This window comes from Mesorhizobium sp. YC-39, from assembly GCF_025753795.1.
In the GTDB taxonomy this organism is placed as follows: domain Bacteria; phylum Pseudomonadota; class Alphaproteobacteria; order Rhizobiales; family Rhizobiaceae; genus Mesorhizobium.
In genome coordinates, this window is record NZ_JAOWPS010000002.1 from 1,381,440 (window position 1) to 1,397,994 (window position 16,555).

The 16,555-nt window shown below is 63.7% G+C and carries 14 protein-coding genes; 8 read left to right on the forward strand and 6 right to left on the reverse strand.

Annotated features, from left to right (window positions below; translation table 11 throughout):
* Both OHD62_RS16190 and OHD62_RS16195 read right to left on the reverse strand, forming a co-directional pair.
* On the reverse strand, nucleotides 1-1,464 hold the full coding sequence (locus OHD62_RS16190) for a sugar ABC transporter ATP-binding protein (RefSeq protein WP_263783776.1): 1,464 nt from the start codon (nucleotides 1,462-1,464) through the stop codon (nucleotides 1-3).
* A gap of 46 nt (nucleotides 1,465-1,510) precedes the next feature.
* Nucleotides 1,511-2,524, reverse strand: a complete 1,014-nt coding sequence (locus tag OHD62_RS16195; protein WP_263783777.1) for an ABC transporter substrate-binding protein — start codon at nucleotides 2,522-2,524, stop codon at nucleotides 1,511-1,513.
* 208 nt (nucleotides 2,525-2,732) lie between these two features.
* On the opposite strand from OHD62_RS16195, the gene OHD62_RS16200 reads away from it, so the two are divergent.
* The 8 genes from OHD62_RS16200 (at nucleotide 2,733) to OHD62_RS16235 (ending at nucleotide 12,121) form a co-directional block, all read left to right on the forward strand.
* Nucleotides 2,733-5,144, forward strand: coding sequence for a glucan 1,4-alpha-glucosidase (locus OHD62_RS16200; RefSeq protein ID WP_263783778.1), 2,412 nt, complete (start codon nucleotides 2,733-2,735; stop codon nucleotides 5,142-5,144).
* Between the two features lie 99 nt (nucleotides 5,145-5,243).
* Entirely contained in the window at nucleotides 5,244-6,257 is a 1,014-nt protein-coding gene (gene gnd / locus OHD62_RS16205) for a phosphogluconate dehydrogenase (NAD(+)-dependent, decarboxylating) (RefSeq protein WP_263783779.1), read from the forward strand.
* Nucleotides 6,258-6,272: 15 nt separating this feature from the next.
* Nucleotides 6,273-7,649, forward strand: a complete 1,377-nt coding sequence (gene zwf / locus OHD62_RS16210; protein WP_263783780.1) for a glucose-6-phosphate dehydrogenase — start codon at nucleotides 6,273-6,275, stop codon at nucleotides 7,647-7,649.
* A gap of 19 nt (nucleotides 7,650-7,668) precedes the next feature.
* Nucleotides 7,669-8,373, forward strand: coding sequence for an ROK family protein (locus tag OHD62_RS16215; protein WP_263783781.1), 705 nt, complete (start codon nucleotides 7,669-7,671; stop codon nucleotides 8,371-8,373).
* 146 nt (nucleotides 8,374-8,519) lie between these two features.
* Complete coding sequence (locus OHD62_RS16220) at nucleotides 8,520-8,981, forward strand: MucR family transcriptional regulator (protein WP_318528604.1); 462 nt, start codon at nucleotides 8,520-8,522, stop codon at nucleotides 8,979-8,981.
* 80 nt (nucleotides 8,982-9,061) lie between these two features.
* On the forward strand, nucleotides 9,062-9,556 hold the full coding sequence (locus OHD62_RS16225) for a hypothetical protein (protein ID WP_263783783.1): 495 nt from the start codon (nucleotides 9,062-9,064) through the stop codon (nucleotides 9,554-9,556).
* A 66-nt stretch (nucleotides 9,557-9,622) separates the two neighbouring features.
* A complete protein-coding gene (locus OHD62_RS16230) occupies nucleotides 9,623-10,723 on the forward strand; it encodes a pyridoxal phosphate-dependent aminotransferase (protein ID WP_263783784.1) in 1,101 nt (366 codons plus the stop codon).
* 159 nt (nucleotides 10,724-10,882) lie between these two features.
* Nucleotides 10,883-12,121 carry an MFS transporter gene (locus OHD62_RS16235; protein ID WP_263783785.1) on the forward strand — a complete coding sequence of 413 codons (1,239 nt, stop codon included), beginning with the start codon at nucleotides 10,883-10,885 and terminating at the stop codon, nucleotides 12,119-12,121.
* A 17-nt stretch (nucleotides 12,122-12,138) separates the two neighbouring features.
* Here OHD62_RS16235 and OHD62_RS16240 read toward each other — a convergent pair whose 3' ends face one another.
* The 4 genes from OHD62_RS16240 to OHD62_RS16255 are packed head-to-tail and all read right to left on the reverse strand — an operon-like array spanning nucleotide 12,139 to nucleotide 16,513.
* Nucleotides 12,139-12,849, reverse strand: a complete 711-nt coding sequence (locus tag OHD62_RS16240; protein ID WP_263783786.1) for a glutamine amidotransferase — start codon at nucleotides 12,847-12,849, stop codon at nucleotides 12,139-12,141.
* A gap of 17 nt (nucleotides 12,850-12,866) precedes the next feature.
* A complete protein-coding gene (locus tag OHD62_RS16245) occupies nucleotides 12,867-13,346 on the reverse strand; it encodes a TerB family tellurite resistance protein (RefSeq protein WP_263783787.1) in 480 nt (159 codons plus the stop codon).
* Nucleotides 13,347-13,389: 43 nt separating this feature from the next.
* Nucleotides 13,390-14,988: a heme biosynthesis protein HemY gene (locus OHD62_RS16250; RefSeq protein ID WP_263783788.1), complete on the reverse strand. Its 1,599-nt coding sequence runs from the start codon at nucleotides 14,986-14,988 to the stop codon at nucleotides 13,390-13,392.
* 10 nt (nucleotides 14,989-14,998) lie between these two features.
* The gene (locus OHD62_RS16255; RefSeq protein ID WP_263783789.1) at nucleotides 14,999-16,513 is read right to left on the reverse strand and encodes a COG4223 family protein; all 1,515 of its coding nucleotides are present in this window, start codon (nucleotides 16,511-16,513) and stop codon (nucleotides 14,999-15,001) included.
* Nucleotides 16,514-16,555: the final 42 nt, after the last annotated feature.

Here is a 16,555-nt window from a genome sequence, read left to right on the forward strand (position 1 = left end):
TCAGGCCGCGTCGCCGAATGAGGACTGGATGATCTTTTCCTCCGTCAGCTCGTCGCGGCGAAGATTGGCGACGATCCGGCCGTTCTTGAAGACATGGATGTGGTCGCAATTGTCGAGCTCTTCGGTTTCGGTTGTGTACCAGAGGAAAGTGCGGCCGTTGCGAGCCTCTTCGCGCACCAGCTCGTAGACCTCGAGCTTGGTTCCAATATCGACCCCGCGCATCGGGTCGTCCATCAGCACGATCCTGGCGTCGGAACCGAGTGCTCGGGCAAACAGCGCCTTCTGCTGGTTGCCGCCGGACAGTGAGAAAATGTTGTTGTTCATGTCTGGCGTGCGGATGCCGATTTTCTCCCGCCAGAAGCTGGCGAGTTCGGCTTCGCGCTGCGGCGAGATCAGCAAACCGTTGCGCAGACGCGCCAGCGAGCGGATGCCGATGTTCTGTGCAATCGACCATTGCGGGAAGATCCCGTCCGACTGGCGGTCGCCGGCCACCAGCGCCACCGGCGCGGTGACCTCGATGCCGGCTTTGGCACGCGACGCCGCGGCAAAGATCGCCAGCAGCAGGTCGGTCTGGCCATGTCCGGCAAGTCCGGCCAGCCCGATGATCTCGCCGGCATACGCCACCAGCTCCTTGCCGTCTTCCTGCCGCGCGGGACGGGCGCGGACCCGCAAGGGACCAGCCTCGGCCTTGGCGGTTTCGGTCGCGGCCCTCTGCTGTGCCTCGGTGCCGCCCATGGTGGCAACCAGCCTGTCGCGGTCGAAAGCCTTCGCCGCATCGGACGCGACGACCTTGCCGTCGCGCATCACCACGATGCGGTCGGCATTCCCGAGCACCTCGCCCAGCAGATGCGAGATCAGGATGCAGCTTTTGCCACTGGCCACGAAGCGCCGGACGAAGGCCAGCAACTGGCCGGCGGTATGCGCATCGAGCGAGGATGTCGGCTCGTCGAGGATGACCAGTTCGAGTGGATCCTGCGTCACAGTGAAAGCGCGCGCCACCTCCACCATCTGCCGCCTGCCGATGGAAAGGTCGCCGGCAATGTCGGCCGCCGAGATACTGTGGCCCGGGAAGATCTCGTCGAGCTTGGCGGCGATGAGATCGGCCGCCTTGCGCCGCCAGCCGAAGCCGCTGAGCGAGGCATGGTTGATACGCGTGTTTTCGGCGACGCTGAGATTGGGGCAGAGCGACAGTTCCTGGAACACGCAGCGTATGCCGAGCTCAAGCGCACGCGGCACCGAATAATGCTCCTCGATGCCGCCACGCACGGCGATCTGGCCGCTGTCGGGCATCAGCGTGCCCGCCACCATATGCATGAGCGTTGACTTGCCCGCGCCATTATGGCCGACGAGGCCAACGCATTCGCCGGCGCCGACATGAAAGTCGACGCCGGAGAGTGCGCGGACGGCGCCGAAATGTTTTTCGGCGCCGTCCAATCTGATGATGTCGGTGTTCGCCTTGAGCATGCTCAACGATATCCGGTCGGCGATGCCGGCGGCAACGTGTCCGTCATCACTTGATGTTGGCTTTGATAGCCGCGATCGCGTCTTCTTGCGTGTATTCGTGCGTGGCGACGCCACCCTCCTTGATCTTCGGCAGCGCGGCCTCGAAATCGTCCTGGGTGAAGGCGAGATACGGCACCAAAAGGTCGTGCGGGATATCCGTGCGGCCGTCGAGCACCTGCTGCGCCACCCAGAAGGCAAGCGACGAGACGCCGGGCGCGATCGAAGCCGACCATGTCTGGTAGCCGTCCTTGTCCTTCTGCTCCTTCCACCACTTCAGCTCATCCTGGCGGTTGCCCATGATGATGGTCGGGCGCGGCTTGCCGGCGGCGGCGAAAGCTTGCGCCGCACCGTAGCCGTCGCCACCCTGGTCGACGATGCCGACGATGTCGGGCAATGACGGCAGGATCGTCGCGACTGCTTTCTGCGCCGTCGTCTGGTCCCAGTCGCCGGTGACCGAACCGACGATCTTGAACTCGGGATGGGCGGCGACGCCTTCGAGTATGCCGGCATGGATGGCGTCGTCGATCGAGGTACCGGCAAGGCCGCGGATCTCCAGCAGGTTACCGCCCTTGGGCTGGAACTTGGCCATCTGCTCGACTTCCTGCTTGCCCATGTCCTTGAAGTCAACGACGACGCGGTAGGCGCAAGGTTCGGTGACGATGCCGTCGAAGGAGACGACGACGATACCGGCGTCGCAGGCCTGCTTGATAGCGCCGTTGAGCGCATCGGGCGAGGCGGCGTTGATGACGATCGCGTCATAGCCCTGCAGGATCAGGTTCTGCACCTGGGCGGCCTGCGTCGGCACTTCCTTGTCGGCCGTGGTGAAGACATCGGCGGCCGCGACCACCTTGTCCTCGACCGCCTTCTTGGTGACGATGCCGTAGCTGTCGAGCATCGCCTGGCGCCACGAATTGCCGGCATAATTGTTGGAGAAAGCGATTTTCTTGCCGCTCGTGTCGGCAAGCGCGGTACCTGACGCGAGCATCGCCGCGAATGCGCCCAAAACAAGCATTCTCTTCATGTCATACTCCTCCCTGAGTCGCTGGTCTTTGTTGGCTGCTGATGGCTGTTAAAAATTCACGTCCCTGTTTTTTATCTATTGTCAGACAAATGCAGATGGCTCGCAAGCTGTCAACTGCAATCCAGCGGCGTTGACGATCAACTTGCGGTGCGGCGATTGAAAAGCCCTCGGCTCATGGGCTAGGGAAGGGACCGGAGGCCAAAATCGGATGGCAGTGACGCCGACAATCGCGCCGGGCGCGCCCGGAATCCCGGCGCGCTGGACTTCAAGCGCCAAGAGCGGCGTCGGCACCGCGCTTTCCCTGGCCAGCCGCGTCTGGTTCACGATCAGCCACGGCATCCTCAACGAGATCTACTACCCCCATCTCGACAGCGCCTGCACACGCGACATGGGGCTGATCGTCACCGGCCCCGGCGGCTATTTCTCCGAGGAAAAGCGCGACGCCGGGCATGCTATCGAGCCATTCGAGGACGGCGTGCCCGCTTACAGGCTGCTGAACACAGCGGCCGACGGTACCTACCGGATCGAAAAGCGGATCATTACGGATCCGAAACGCCCCGCTCTGCTGCAGGAGATAACCTTCACGCCGCTGAAAGGCGGGGCCTCTGACCACAGCGTCTATGCGCTGCTGGCGCCGCATCTCGTCAACGCCGGCATGGGCAACACCGCCTGGGTCGGCGACCACGAGGGAAAGACTGTCCTGTTCGCATCCGGACGCGGTGTCTGCCTCGCTCTCGCTTCCTCTCTCCCCTGGCGCACGTGCTCCGCTGGCTATGTCGGCTTCTCCGACGGCTGGCAGCAGTTGCAGAACGCTGGCCGGCTCGATCCGGCCTGCCGAAGGGCAGGGGACGGCAATGTAGCGCTGACCGGCGAGATCGGCTTTTCGGCAGACAATCCGAAGGTCTTGCTGGCGTTGGGTTTTGGCGCCACGCCGGAAGAGGCGGCGGAGGTCGCTTCGGCCAGCTTGCAGCAGGGCTTCGAGGCCGCCGCCAAGGTCTATGTCCAGAAATGGCGGAAATGGCAGGCGGGATTGCTGCCCCTCGACCGGCACACGGAGCCCGGGCTCAACACTTACCGCGTCAGCACGGCGGTCTTGGCGGCGCATCGGTCGATCGCCACGCCAGGTGCGGCTGTCGCCAGCCTGTCGATCCCCTGGGGTTTCAGCAAGGGCGACGACGATCTCGGCGGCTATCACCTGGTCTGGCCGCGCGACCTGGTCGAAACCGCCGGCGGCTTTCTGGCCGCCGGCGATCCTGAGCAGGCGCTGGAGATTCTCGGCTATCTCCGCTCCATCCAGCAGCCCGACGGCCATTGGCCGCAGAACGCCTGGCTCGACGGATCGGCCTATTGGCCCGGCATCCAGATGGACGAGTGCGCCTTTCCATTGCTGCTCGCCGACGCGCTGCGCCGCGCCGGGCACCTGCCGCGCGCCAAACTGGCGGCCTTCATGCCGATGATCGAACGGGCTGCTTCCTATGTCATGCGCAATGGCCCCGTCACCGGCGAGGACCGCTGGGAAGAGGATGCCGGCTACAGCCCGTTCACGCTGGCCGTCGAGATATCAGCGCTGCTTGCCGCAGCCGACATGTTCGACGTTTGCGACAACCATCAGCCGGCAAATTATTTGCGCGAAACGGCTGATATCTGGAACGACCAGATCGAGCGCTGGACCTATGTCACCGGCGGTCCGCTCTGCGAAGAGGTCGGTGTCAGTGGTTACTACGTCCGCATCGCGCCACGCGACGCCGCGGGCGCGGCGTCACCAAAGGACGGCTATGTGCCGATCAAGAACCGGCCGCCTGGCGATACCAACCGGCCGGCCGAGGCAATCGTCAGCCCGGACGCGCTGGCGCTCGTCCGCTTCGGCCTCAGGGCCGCCGATGATCCGCGCATCGTCGACACACTGAAGATTATCGACGCCACGCTGCGCTGCGACCTGCCGCAAGGACCGGTCTGGTACCGCTATACCGGCGACGGCTACGGCGAACACGAAGACGGCGCGCCCTTCGACGGGACCGGCCGGGGCCGCGCCTGGCCGCTGCTGTCAGGCGAGCGCGCCCATTACGAACTGGCGGCGGGGCGCAAGGACAGAGCGGCGAGCCTGCTCCAGACGCTTGAGGGCTCGGCCGGACACGGTGGTCTTTTGCCCGAGCAGGTTTGGGACAGTCCCGACATACCGGAACGCGAATTGCGCCGCGGCGGACCATCGGGCAGCGCCATGCCGCTGGTCTGGGCGCATTCGGAGCATATCAAGTTGCTGCGCTCACTCCGCGACGGCGCGGTCTTCGACATGCCGCCGCAAGGCGTGAAGCGTTATGTCGAGGGCAAAACTGTGTCGCCGTTCCGGACATGGCGCTTCAACCACAAGATCCGCACCATTCCCTCTGGCAAGGTGTTGCGACTGGAATTGCTCGCCCCGGCGATCGTCCATTGGAGCCGCGACAACTGGGCGACCGCTCAGGACAGCCGGACCATCGAGAACGCCTTTGGCATCCATCTCACCGATCTGCCGGTTGCCGACGCTCCGCCGGGCACGACGATCATCTTCACTTTTCTCTGGTCGGATGCCGGCCGATGGGAGAATGTCAACTTTTCCGTCGCCATAGAGGGGCCGGGCTAGAGCATGATCCCGAAAAGTGGAGACCGGTTTTCGGAAAAGATCATGCTCCAACAATAAAACGATAGATCTTCGATTCCTCAAGCCACCGGGACGAGAACCATGCAGATCGGAATGATGGGACTGGGCAGGATGGGCGCCAACATGGTGCGCCGCCTGATGCGCGACGGCCACGAATGCGTCGTCTATGACATCAACCCGGCAAGCGTTGCTGGACTGGTCAAGGACGGCGCGATCGGCGCCGCCTCCATGGAGGAGTTTGTCGGCAAGCTGACCAAGCCGCGCAGCGCCTGGCTGATGCTGCCGGCGGCGATCACCGGTAAGATCGCCGACCAGGTGGCGGCGCTGATGGAGCCCGGCGACATCATCGTCGACGGCGGCAATTCCTATTATCACGATGCCGTCGACCAGGCGGTCGAGCTCGCTGCCAAGGGGATCAACTATGTCGATGTCGGCACCAGCGGCGGCGTCTGGGGTCTCGAGCGCGGCTACTGCCTGATGATCGGCGGCCCGGACGAGGCGGTTCGCCATCTCGATCCGGTCTTCGCCACCCTGGCGCCGGGCGCCGATGCCGGCACCACTCCGCCCAAGGATGCCGGGACCGCGCCCTTCGGCTATCTCCATTGCGGGCCGAGCGGCGCCGGCCATTTCGTCAAGATGGTTCATAACGGCATCGAATACGGCGTCATGGCCGCCTATGCCGAAGGTATGAACATTTTGAAGTCGGCGAATGCGGGCAAGCGGAAACGCACGGCGGACGCCGAGACGAGTCCGCTGGAGAACCCGCAATACTACCAGTTCGACATCGACCTGCCGCAGGTCGCCGAAGTCTGGCGGCATGGCAGCGTCATCGGCTCCTGGCTGCTCGACCTGACGGCTGGCGCGCTGAAGAACGACTCCACCCTGACCCAGTTCGGCGGCCGGGTTTCGGATTCCGGCGAAGGCCGCTGGACGCTGAAGGCGGCCATTGACACCGGCGTGCCGGCGCCGGTGCTGTCCTCGGCCCTGTTCGACCGCTTCTCTTCGCAAGGCGAATCCGAATTCGCCGACAAGCTGTTGTCCGCCATGCGCTTTGCTTTCGGCGGCCATGTCGAAAAGCCAAAGACCGGCGCGTGAGAGCGGGAAGACAGGATGAGCCAGGAACGGTCCGACACGCTGGTGCTCTTCGGAGCGACTGGCGATCTAGCCCACAAGAAGATATTTCCGTCACTTTACCAGATGGTCGCCAAGGGCAGCCTCACCGAGCCGGTGATCGGCGTCGCCTTCGATCCCTGGGACCTCAGCAAGCTGCAGGCGCGCGCCCGCGATGGCATCGTCAACGCCATCGGCAAGATCGACGAAAAAATCTTCGCCAGGTTCGCCTCGCAATTGCGTTATGTCAGCGGCGACTACCGCGACGGGGCGACCTTCGAGAAGCTTAAGAGCGCGCTCGGCTCGGCGCAGCGGCCCCTACACTATATGGCGGTGCCGCCGACCATGTTCGAAACCGTCGTCCAGGGGCTGGAACAATCCGGCACGGCGCATGGCGCGCGGCTGATGGTGGAAAAACCCTTCGGCCACGATTTGCAATCGGCCCGCTGGCTGAACCGGGTGCTGCATCTGGTGTTCGACGAGCAGTCGATCTTCCGCATCGACCACTATCTCGGCAAGGAAGCGATCCAGAACCTGCTCTATTTCCGCTTCGCCAATTCCTTCCTCGAGCCGATCTGGAACCGCAACTTCGTCGAGAGCGTGCAGATCACCATGGCCGAGGATTTTGGCGTCGAGGGCCGCGGCCGCTTTTACGACGATGTCGGCTGCATCCGCGATGTCATCGAGAACCATCTGCTCAACATCTTGCTGCTGCTCGCCATGGAGCCGCCGGTCGGCCGCTCTGCCGACGATTTGATCGACGAGAAGGTGCAGGTGCTGAGAGCCATCCGCACGCTGACCAAGGACGATGTCGTGCGCGGTCAGTTCGATGGTTACCTCGCCGAACCGGGCGTGGCGCCGAACTCGCCGGTCGAGACCTTTGCCGCGGTGCGCTTCTTCGTCGACACCTGGCGCTGGCAGGACGTGCCCTTCTTCATCCGTGCCGGCAAGAATATGCCGGTGCATGTCACCGAGGTCGTGGTGCGGCTGAAGCGGCCGCCGCTCGACGTGTTCGACCCGATCAAGCCGGCGGACCAGAACTACGTCCGCTTCCGCATCGACCCGCAAGTGGTGATCGCGATCGGCGCCCAGCGCAAGGATGCCGGCGACGACATGGTCGGCGAGCAGGTTGAGCTGACGGCGCTCGACGACTCGAAAGGCGACATGCCGCCCTACGAGCGGCTGATCGGCGATGCCATGAACGGCAACGGCCAATTGTTCACCCGCCAGGATGCGGCCGAGCTTGCCTGGCGCATCGTTGGTCCTGTGCTCGGCGACAAGACGGAGCCGCACATCTACGAGCCGAAGACCTGGGGACCGGTCGACGCCATGGACGGCTTCGGGCCGCCCAATGGCTGGATCAATCCATCGAAATAGGTTCCGGAGAGGCAAAGAGATGGCCAAGACGGCAAGGCCGGCGGCGGTGAATGGCGAACAGATTGTGCTGTCGATCGACATCGGCGGCTCGCACGTCAAAATCCTGACCAGCGCGGGCGGCGAGGAACGCCGGGCCGATTCAGGACCGGGCCTGACGCCGCAAGAGATGATCGCGGCCGTGAAGACGCTCGCTCAAGGCTTGGCATACGACGTCATCTCGATGGGCTACCCCGGACCGGTGAACCACAACAGGCCGCTGATTGACCCCGCCAATCTTGGCAAGGGCTGGGCCGGCTTTGATTTCGCGGCCGCGTTCGGCAAGCCGGTGAAAGTCGTCAACGACGCACTGATGCAGGCCATCGGCAGCTATGAAGGCGGCCGCATGCTGTTCCTTGGCCTGGGCACGGGCCTGGGCGCCGCGATGATCGTCGACAATGTTGCCCAGCCGATGGAACTTGCCCATCTGCCTTACAAGAAGGGTGGCAGTTTCGAGGATTACGTCGGCGAACGCGGGCTGGAAAAACGCGGCAAGAAGAAATGGCGCAAAGACGTCTTCGACGTGGTCGATCGGCTACGCGCTGCCATGCAGCCCGATTACGTGGTCATCGGTGGCGGCAATGTCGACAAACTCGACGAATTGCCTGTTGATTCCAGACGCGGCGACAACACGCGCGCCTTTGAAGGCGGATTTCGACTGTGGCGCGACAAATCACTTATCATCTGATATTGTGATGGCGTACGGCCAGGCTGTTGATCTGACCCTGCCGTTAGTATTGTTGTTCAAAATAATGTGTGACGTGATGCGGCGTCATTGCATTGCGCAGATTTGCCGACTAGGAATTCTGCCACCCCATGGATGGAGAAAATAGATTGACCGACGATAGCAACGACGCTCGCAAGGACATTGACCTTCTCGAACTGACCGCCCACATCGTGTCCGCCTACGTCGAAAAGAACCGGCTGCCCGCCTCAGGCCTCGGTGATCTCATCGCCAGCGTCAGCGCCTCCATAGGCGGGCTCGGACAACCCGCCATCCCGGCTCCAGTACCGCTGACGCCCGCGGTCAATCCCAAGAAGTCCGTGACGCCGGATTTCATCATCTGTCTCGAAGACGGCAAGAAGTTCAAATCGCTCAAGCGCCATATCGGCGTTCATTTCGGGCTGACGCCGGACGCCTATCGCACCAAATGGGGCTTGCCATCGGACTATCCCATGGTCGCCCCCAACTATGCGGCCTCGCGCTCGCAACTGGCGAAGGCAATCGGCCTAGGCCGCAAGGCCGCCCCACCCGCGCCTGTCAAGAAGGCAAGAAAGTCCAAAGCCACAGCCTGAAGGCACCCGGCACTGCGCTAATGGTTTTGTCAGATAGCCTCCCTCCGGGAAAAATCCTTGGGGAGCCATTCTGACAGGCCATGCAGTTCCGAAACGAGACCGACGAATATTTTGCCGATGGGCTCGAAAGATTCGGCTCGCGATATGACGTCGTGCGCGAGCCGGAACTTGGCCCGATATACAATAGGCTTTTGGCGAAATACGGAAAGGTATTTGACCTCAAGCCTGTGGTATGCCGGCCGATGGATGGCATCGACGTAGAGCCTTACAGGACACAAGGGCATCCGTTCTTCCTTCTGTTCTACGCGATAATGAAGGATCAGATCGGCAGGCCTCTGTATGTAATAACGGAGCTACACGGCCAGCTTTCCTATCCAGACGCCATATTTGAACTTGAAAGCTCCATCGGCCTTTCATTGGCGCACGCCGACAAAGGCGGTGTGGACCACATATGCTTCAAGGAGGATCTCGAATTCCTGATAGTTCGGGATCGGAACGATATCGTCACCGGCTACGGAAAAGCTGCCGCCTGGTTAAGAGCTTTCCGAAAGTTCTATCCCGAATTTGTCGTTTAAAGGTCAGATCGTTGACAACAGGCCTTCGCTGCTGAGATGGAGCTTTGGCTAGTCTCAGGGGGAACCATGAACTACACCAGGATGGTGATCGAGAAAGAGGCGCCGGAGGAATACGGCTATGACCGTATCCGCTACAATCTCTCCGAAAGCTCGATCGCCGACCAAAAACTCTCCGATATCGGCCTGTCGCTACCCGATCTGACGCTGTTCTACGGCGAGCACCGGGGCGACAAGGATTTGCGGGCGCTGATAGCGGCACAGGATGAGGGACTTTCGCCCGACGACGTGCTGGTCACCGCCGGTGCCGCCGGCGCGCTGTTCATCATCTCGACCGCGCTTTTGTCCGAGCGCGATCACCTCGTCGTCGTCAGGCCCAATTACGCCACCAACATCGAGACGCCCAAGGCGATCGGCTGCGCCATCTCCTATGTCGATCTGGACTTCGACGCGGGCTTCGCCATCGATGTCGGGCGCGTCGCAGCTCAGATGCGACCAGACACCCGTCTGATCAGCGTTACTTGCCCGCACAACCCGACCGGCACGATGATGAGCCAGGCCGACCTCAAAGCGCTGGTGTCGCTCACTGAGCGCCGCAAGTGCCATCTGCTGGTTGACGAAACCTACCGCGATCTCTCCTACGGCCAACGCCTGCCCACGGCGGCCTCGCTGAGCCCACGCGCGATCAGCGTCTCGTCACTATCCAAGGCCTTCGGCATTCCCGGCATCCGCATCGGCTGGCTGGTCACCAGGGATAAAACGCTCCAGGAAAAATTCCTCGCCGCCAAGGAACAGATCGGCATCTGCGGCAGCGTCATCGATGAGGCCATCGCGCGCAACATGCTCGAACGCCGGGATGACTTCCTGGCCGGGATGCTGCCGGAGATGGCGAAGCGACGAGATATCGTCCAGGCCTGGATCGACCGCGAGCCGCTTGTCGATTGGGTGCGGCCGCAGGGCGGCGTTGTCGGCTTCCCACGCCTCAATGTCGATGCCGGTTTCGATCTCGACCGCTTCTATGTGGATCTGCTGGAGAATCTTGGCACTTATGTCGGACCCGGTCACTGGTTCGACATGCCGAAGCGTTTCTTCCGCATCGGCTTCGGCTGGCCGAAGGAGGCCGAATTGCAGGGAGGCCTCGACGCCATTTCCGCCGCGCTGCGGCAGTAACTTCCCCGTGCGATCGGCCAAGCGAACCGAAAATTCCTTGATCCCGCGCTGATTTTGGCGCATATGCGCCCCGAACTTTATTTAGTTTCATTGGCCGGAACAGCGCCCTTTTGGGAAGTGCCCCGCTGGCCGATGTAGATGCAACGGGGCCCTCTCTCCATGACACTTGAACAAACCTCGCCGGAGCAGCGCTATGCCGCCTTCCGGCACAAAGCCTTCCTCAGCTATTGGGCGGCGCGCTTCCTCACCACTTTCGCGACCATGATCGTCTCCGTCGCGGTCGGCTGGCAGGTTTACGACCTGACGCGCGATCCCTTCGATCTTGGCATTGTCGGCATCGTCCAGTTCCTGCCCTCGCTACTCCTGGTTCTGGTCACCGGCGTCGTCGCCGACCGTTTCGGCCGCCGGCTGATCATGGCGCTGTCGACGCTGATCGAGGCGGCCTGCGCGCTCATCCTCCTGTATTTGACGCTGCGCGGTCTCGTCAGCCCGCTGCCGATTTTCGTGGTGCTTGCTTTGTTCGGCGTAGCGCGCGCCTTTTACGGACCGGCGTCGTCCTCGCTGTTCGCCAATCTGGTGCCGCCGGAAGATTTTGGCAATGCGATTGCCTGGAACTCGTCCGCCTGGCAGACGGCAACCATTGTCGGCCCGGTTGCCGGTGGCCTGCTCTATGGCCTCTCGGCCGAGGTCGCATACGCCACCGCCGCCGTCTTGATGGCGGTGGCCGCCCTGCTGATCTACACCATTCCGAAGCCGGCCCAGCAGACCGCCACCGACAAGCCGACGATGCAGACGCTGTTCGCCGGCTTCCGCTACATCTGGGGCGAGAAGATCGTGCTCGGCGCCATCTCGCTCGACCTCTTCGCCGTGCTCCTGTCCGGCGCCTCGGCGCTGCTGCCGGTCTACGCGCGCGATATTCTCGAACTCGGCCCCTGGGGCCTTGGCCTGCTGCGCTCCGCACCTGGCATTGGCGCCATCTGCGTAGCAGTCTGGCTGGCCGGACATCCGATCCGCAACCATGCGGGCGTGATCATGCTCGGCTTCGTTGCTCTGTTCGGCGTTTTTACCGTGCTGTTTGGGCTTTCGACCCTCACCTGGCTGTCGATTGTCGCACTCGCCTTCCTCGGCGCCACCGACATGTTCAGCGTCTATATCAGGGAGACGCTGATCCAGCTGTGGACGCCGGACGAGGTGCGCGGCCGCGTCAACGCCGTCAACCAGGTCTTCGTCGGCGCCTCCAACGAGGTCGGCGAATTCCGCGCCGGCACCATGGCGGCGTTGATCGGCACGGTGCCGGCGGTGGTGGTCGGCGGCGTCGGGGCGGTGGTCGTCGCCGGGCTGTGGGCGGTACTGTTCCCGCAATTGCGCAAGGTGCGCCATCTCAACGGGCGCAACTGACGCGTGGCACCGTAGTCCTATCGCGCCGCCGGCTTACCAAAGATCGTCTGCAGGAACTCGCCGAGCCAGCGCTTGAGATGCATGTCCCAGATCAGCCGGCCACCGAGATGGTCGCGGCCGGGTTGCGCGCCCGGCAGTTCGAAGCGATGCGCGCCGCGCACCACCCAGCGCTGCATCATCGCCCTGGTCAATTCGCCATGGAACTGGATGCCCCAGGCATTGTCGCCATAGCGAAAGGCCTGGTTGGGATAGGTTTCGGCCGTCGCCAGCAGCGTCGCGTCCTTCGGCAGCGAAAAACCCTCGCGGTGAAACTGGTAGACCATCTCGGGCCAATGCATCAGCTTGCGGCCGGCCTCGGTCGCCTTCAGCGGATACCAGCCGATCTCGACCAGCCCCTCGCCATGACCCTCGACCTTGCCGCCGAGATGGTTGGCCAGCATCTGCGCGCCGAGGCAGATGCCGAGGAACGGCCGGTTTTCCTTCAACGGAACGTTCAGCCAGTCGGTCTCGCGGCGGACGAACTCGTCCTCGTCATTGGCGCTCATCGGCCCGCCGAACACCACGGCGCCGGCATGGCCGTCCAGCGTTTCCGGCAAGGTATCGCCGAGCGGCGGGCGGCGCATGTCGAGGTCGAAACCTTCTTCGATCAGCATATGGCCAACGCGTCCGGGGCTCGAATTCTCCTGATGCAGCACGATCAGGATTTTTGGCCTTGGACTTCGCGGCATGCTCTAGCTCGTCCTGTCTATTCGTCGCTCGACGTTCCGGTGGCGCCCGGCGCTTGCGCCGCCGCCTTGCGGCGCGCCTCGACGCGGTCGCGGCGATCGACGCCGATCAGCTCGGCGACACGCCAGACGGTGTTGTCCTCGAGCTCATGCAGCTCGCCGTCGGCATAGACGACCTCCCACATCAGGCCGATAAAGGCCTTGCGCGCGTCCGCATCGAGATGGCGCTTCAGCACGCTGGTGAAGGCGTATAGGTCGATCGCCTCATTGTCGGCGCGCTCACCAGCCGCGGCCAGCGCATCGAGTTCGTCGCCGCTGATCGAATAGGTCTCCGCCAGCACCTCCTTGAACCGCTCCCACTCGACGTCCTGGCGCACGCCGTCGGCGCTCATCACATGGTAGAGCAGGGCCGATGCGGCAATGCGCGGGTCATCGCTGTTGCTGCGAGCGCCTCCGCCAGCCGGCAAATCCCTCAGAAATGACAGAACGCGTTCGAACATATGGCTATTCCCAATAGGCCGGAATCATCAATTCCGGGCCAGATCAAAACAAACGAAACCGGCGTGGCGATTTTTCCTTGTCGTCCGGATCGACGCCGGGATCGTCAGGAAGCCGGGCCGGTTCCTCAGCCGGCTCGACAGCTTCGGCATCCGCCGGCACGGCGGCAAAGGCCGCTGCCGTAATCGGCGCGACCTGATCCTCGCTTCGTTCCGACGCCGCCCTGGTCGCGACAGTTGGTTCTTCGGCCGGAGCAGACGGCGTCAGCTCGATCGCCTTTTCCTTTGCCGGCTTCTCCGGCGCTGCAATAACCGGCACCTCCGACCTATCCTCATCGCTGTCGATCAACTGCCCGAGCCGCTCCATCGGCGCGCGCCATTCGAAGGCATCGAGCTTGCCGGTGATCGGCGACACAGGCGCCCAGCGTTCGGAGACGACGCCATCGGCAACCCAGGCCGGGTCACGCGGCGCGCGCACCGCTTTGGACAAAAGCTGGCGCACCTTGCCCTGGTCGCCGGTCTCGGCCTCCTCGATGTCGGCCAGCAGCAGGTAGGCGCCTTCGCGGCGATCCATGCGTATGGCCGCCTCCGCCTCCTGGCGGGCGGTCTTGTAATCCTGCGCGTCGAGCGCGGCACGCGCCACCGTCAGCGAGGATTCGGCATGGTTCTTCTTCATCTCCTGCAGTTTCTTCGCCCGGTTCAGGCGGTCGAGCACGGCATCGGCAGGCCGGGCGTGGGTGTAGAGCTCGGCGATCTCGGGATGAGGCTCGGCCTTCCACGCTGCTTCGAGGATCTTCGATGCCTTGCGGATATCATTCTGCGCAAACAGCGCCTTTGCGGCGACGATCGCCGCCGGCGCGAAATCGGGCCGCAGCCGATTGGCCTCCAGAGCAGCGGTCCTGGCAGCATTGGGATCGCTGTCGATCAACGCTTGCGCCTTGGCGGTGAGCAGCACGGCGCGGCGCCGGTTGGCGGCATCGCGCTCGATCTGCCGCGTCGATTTCTGCGCCTCGACCAGCTTCAGCGCACCGTCCCAGTCGCCGCGCCCGGTCAGGTCTTCCAGCGTTGATTCGGCTGCCCAGGCCAGTTGCGGCGCCACGGCCGCGGCACGGCCGGCATAATGCCTGGCGGCATTGCGGTCGCCAAGCCGCTCGGCTTCGAGATAAAGCCCGCGCAGGCCGAGCAGCCGCATTTCCGGATCGTCGAGCATGATCTCGAACTTTTCGCGCGCGCCTTCATGGTCGCCTTCGAGCAGCGACGCCTGCGCCTCGAGCAGATGGATCAGCGGCTCCTGGTCGGAGCGGATGAGCTTTGCCGCTTCCTTGGTCTTCTTGTGGGCCAGCGCCCCGTCACCGGCACCGGCGGCGATCATGCCGGTCGACAGCGCCTGATAACCACGGTCGCGGCGGCGCACGCGGAAATAACGCGAGATGGTGTAGGGGCTGTTCCACAGCGATTTGATCAGCCACCAGACGATCATCACCGCGGCAACGACAGCGACCACGGCCACCGCCGCCACCATCAGGCTGACCTGGTACTGATAGCCGCTGAAGGTGACGACCATCTCGCCCGGCCGGTCGGCCAGCCAGGCGAAACCGAGCCCGAGCGCGAAAACGACGGCGAGGAAGATGAGAATTCGGATCATCGTCTGGTCCTCATGCCTTCATCGCGCCGGCTATCAGTGCATCGATCTGCGTCTCGACCTCGATGCGCGCCTTCAGTTTGCCGGCAAAGTCGGCGCCGGCGGCCTTAACAGCTTCGGGTAGCGTCGCGTATTCGCTGAGCGCCTTGGCGTAGTCGCCCTGGTTAACCGCCACCTCCATGCGCGCGACGGTTTCCGGCGCGCCGGCGCCTTCGACCGCACCGATCGGCCTGACCTTGACCAGCGATTCGGCGCTGGACAAAAGGTTCTGCAGGAAGCCGGCATTCTGGTCGACGGGCGTTGCTGCAGTGACCATGGCATTGGCCGCGACCTCCATTTCGGCCGCGATATCGGCGCGCTTTGGAACGCCCTTTTCGGCGTAGGGACGCAGCGAAGCCAACTCCGGCGCATCCGGCGAGATCGCCGCGAAGGTCTCAAGCTCGGCGGCGAATGGTGCGCCACGGTCGAGCGCCGCCTTCAGCGCCGACGCCGCGATGGCGAGCGCGATCTTCGGCTGCGAGGCCTGCGCCTCGACCTTGCCGGAAAGCTGCGACACCGATTGTTCCAGCGCGGCAAGCCGGCCTTCCTGCGCCGTCGCCGCCTCGCCGGCGGATTTCACCGCCGCGTCGAGCCCGGCCAGCTTTTCGTTGAGCGGGCCGAGATCGATCGGCGCCGTATTGCCGGCCTGGCCGAGTGCTGCGACCGCGGTTTCGATCTGCTTGACCTTGTCGCCCAACGCCGCAAGCCCGGCAGTGTCGCCTGCTCCGCCCTGTTCGACCGCCGACCTCAGCGCCGCGACGTCCGTCTTGACCTGGTCCAGCGCCGACGCCAGCCCGTCCACCTTGGCCGATGCGTCGCTGTTGCCAGTCGTCTCCTTTAGCCCGGCGATCTCGCTCTTCAGCGAGGAGATTTCGCCATTGACGCCGTCGAGCGACACTATGCCTGTATTCGAACCCGGGGCGCCGAGCAGGCCGGCAAACTGCAGTCCTCCTGCACCGGCGAGCGCGATGACGCCGCCGATGATGCCGGCAGCGATGCCGTTGATGCCGCCACGCTTCGGCTGCGCTGCCATGTCCGCATTCCTCGTTTGGGTTGTTTTCGGCGCGTCATCGGTAACGCCAGACCCTGACCCGCTTGCCCCCTTTTCGCTGGCCCCCGTCCCGCCGGCTTTGACGTTCGCGTCGTCGAAACTGTAGTCGAAGGCGCGGTGCGGCGGTGCGTCCGAACCGGCCGGATAAGGAAGCTCCGATCCCCCGGAACTCTTTGTGCCGGCAGCCTCCTGCCCGGCCTGCGCCGCATCGGTGTGCTCCCACGGCTCGAGATCGGTCTGGTCGGCATGCACCGGCTCTTCGGGCGCCTCCGGCTGCGAAGCCGCTTCAGCGGCCTTCGCCTCGTCGGCCTGCGCCCCATCCTCCAGTGCTTTGGCCGCATCCCCCTCGACGATGCGCGAGACGGAGCCCGGTTCGAGCTCGATGGTCACCGGCTCGCGACGGCTTTTCGAATGTCGCATCTTCGGCGTCTTGACCATGCTTTGGGCTCCGCAAAATTCGCTTCGGGATGGTTCAGGAAG

Bases quoted from the DNA above. Each gene is read 5' to 3' on its own strand.
- OHD62_RS16190 (WP_263783776.1), bottom strand. From the start codon at position 1,464: ATGCTCAAGGCGAACACCGACATCATCAGATTGGACGGCGCCGAAAAA.
- OHD62_RS16250 (WP_263783788.1), bottom strand. From the start codon at position 14,988: ATGATCCGAATTCTCATCTTCCTCGCCGTCGTTTTCGCGCTCGGGCTC.
- OHD62_RS16255 (WP_263783789.1), bottom strand. From the start codon at position 16,513: ATGGTCAAGACGCCGAAGATGCGACATTCGAAAAGCCGTCGCGAGCCG.
- OHD62_RS16195 (WP_263783777.1), bottom strand. From the start codon at position 2,524: ATGAAGAGAATGCTTGTTTTGGGCGCATTCGCGGCGATGCTCGCGTCA.
- OHD62_RS16215 (WP_263783781.1), top strand. From the start codon at position 7,669: ATGGCCAAGACGGCAAGGCCGGCGGCGGTGAATGGCGAACAGATTGTG.
- OHD62_RS16245 (WP_263783787.1), bottom strand. From the start codon at position 13,346: ATGTTCGAACGCGTTCTGTCATTTCTGAGGGATTTGCCGGCTGGCGGA.
- OHD62_RS16225 (WP_263783783.1), top strand. From the start codon at position 9,062: ATGCAGTTCCGAAACGAGACCGACGAATATTTTGCCGATGGGCTCGAA.
- gnd (WP_263783779.1), top strand. From the start codon at position 5,244: ATGCAGATCGGAATGATGGGACTGGGCAGGATGGGCGCCAACATGGTG.
- OHD62_RS16240 (WP_263783786.1), bottom strand. From the start codon at position 12,849: ATGCCGCGAAGTCCAAGGCCAAAAATCCTGATCGTGCTGCATCAGGAG.
- OHD62_RS16230 (WP_263783784.1), top strand. From the start codon at position 9,623: ATGAACTACACCAGGATGGTGATCGAGAAAGAGGCGCCGGAGGAATAC.
- OHD62_RS16235 (WP_263783785.1), top strand. From the start codon at position 10,883: ATGACACTTGAACAAACCTCGCCGGAGCAGCGCTATGCCGCCTTCCGG.
- zwf (WP_263783780.1), top strand. From the start codon at position 6,273: ATGAGCCAGGAACGGTCCGACACGCTGGTGCTCTTCGGAGCGACTGGC.
- OHD62_RS16200 (WP_263783778.1), top strand. From the start codon at position 2,733: ATGGCAGTGACGCCGACAATCGCGCCGGGCGCGCCCGGAATCCCGGCG.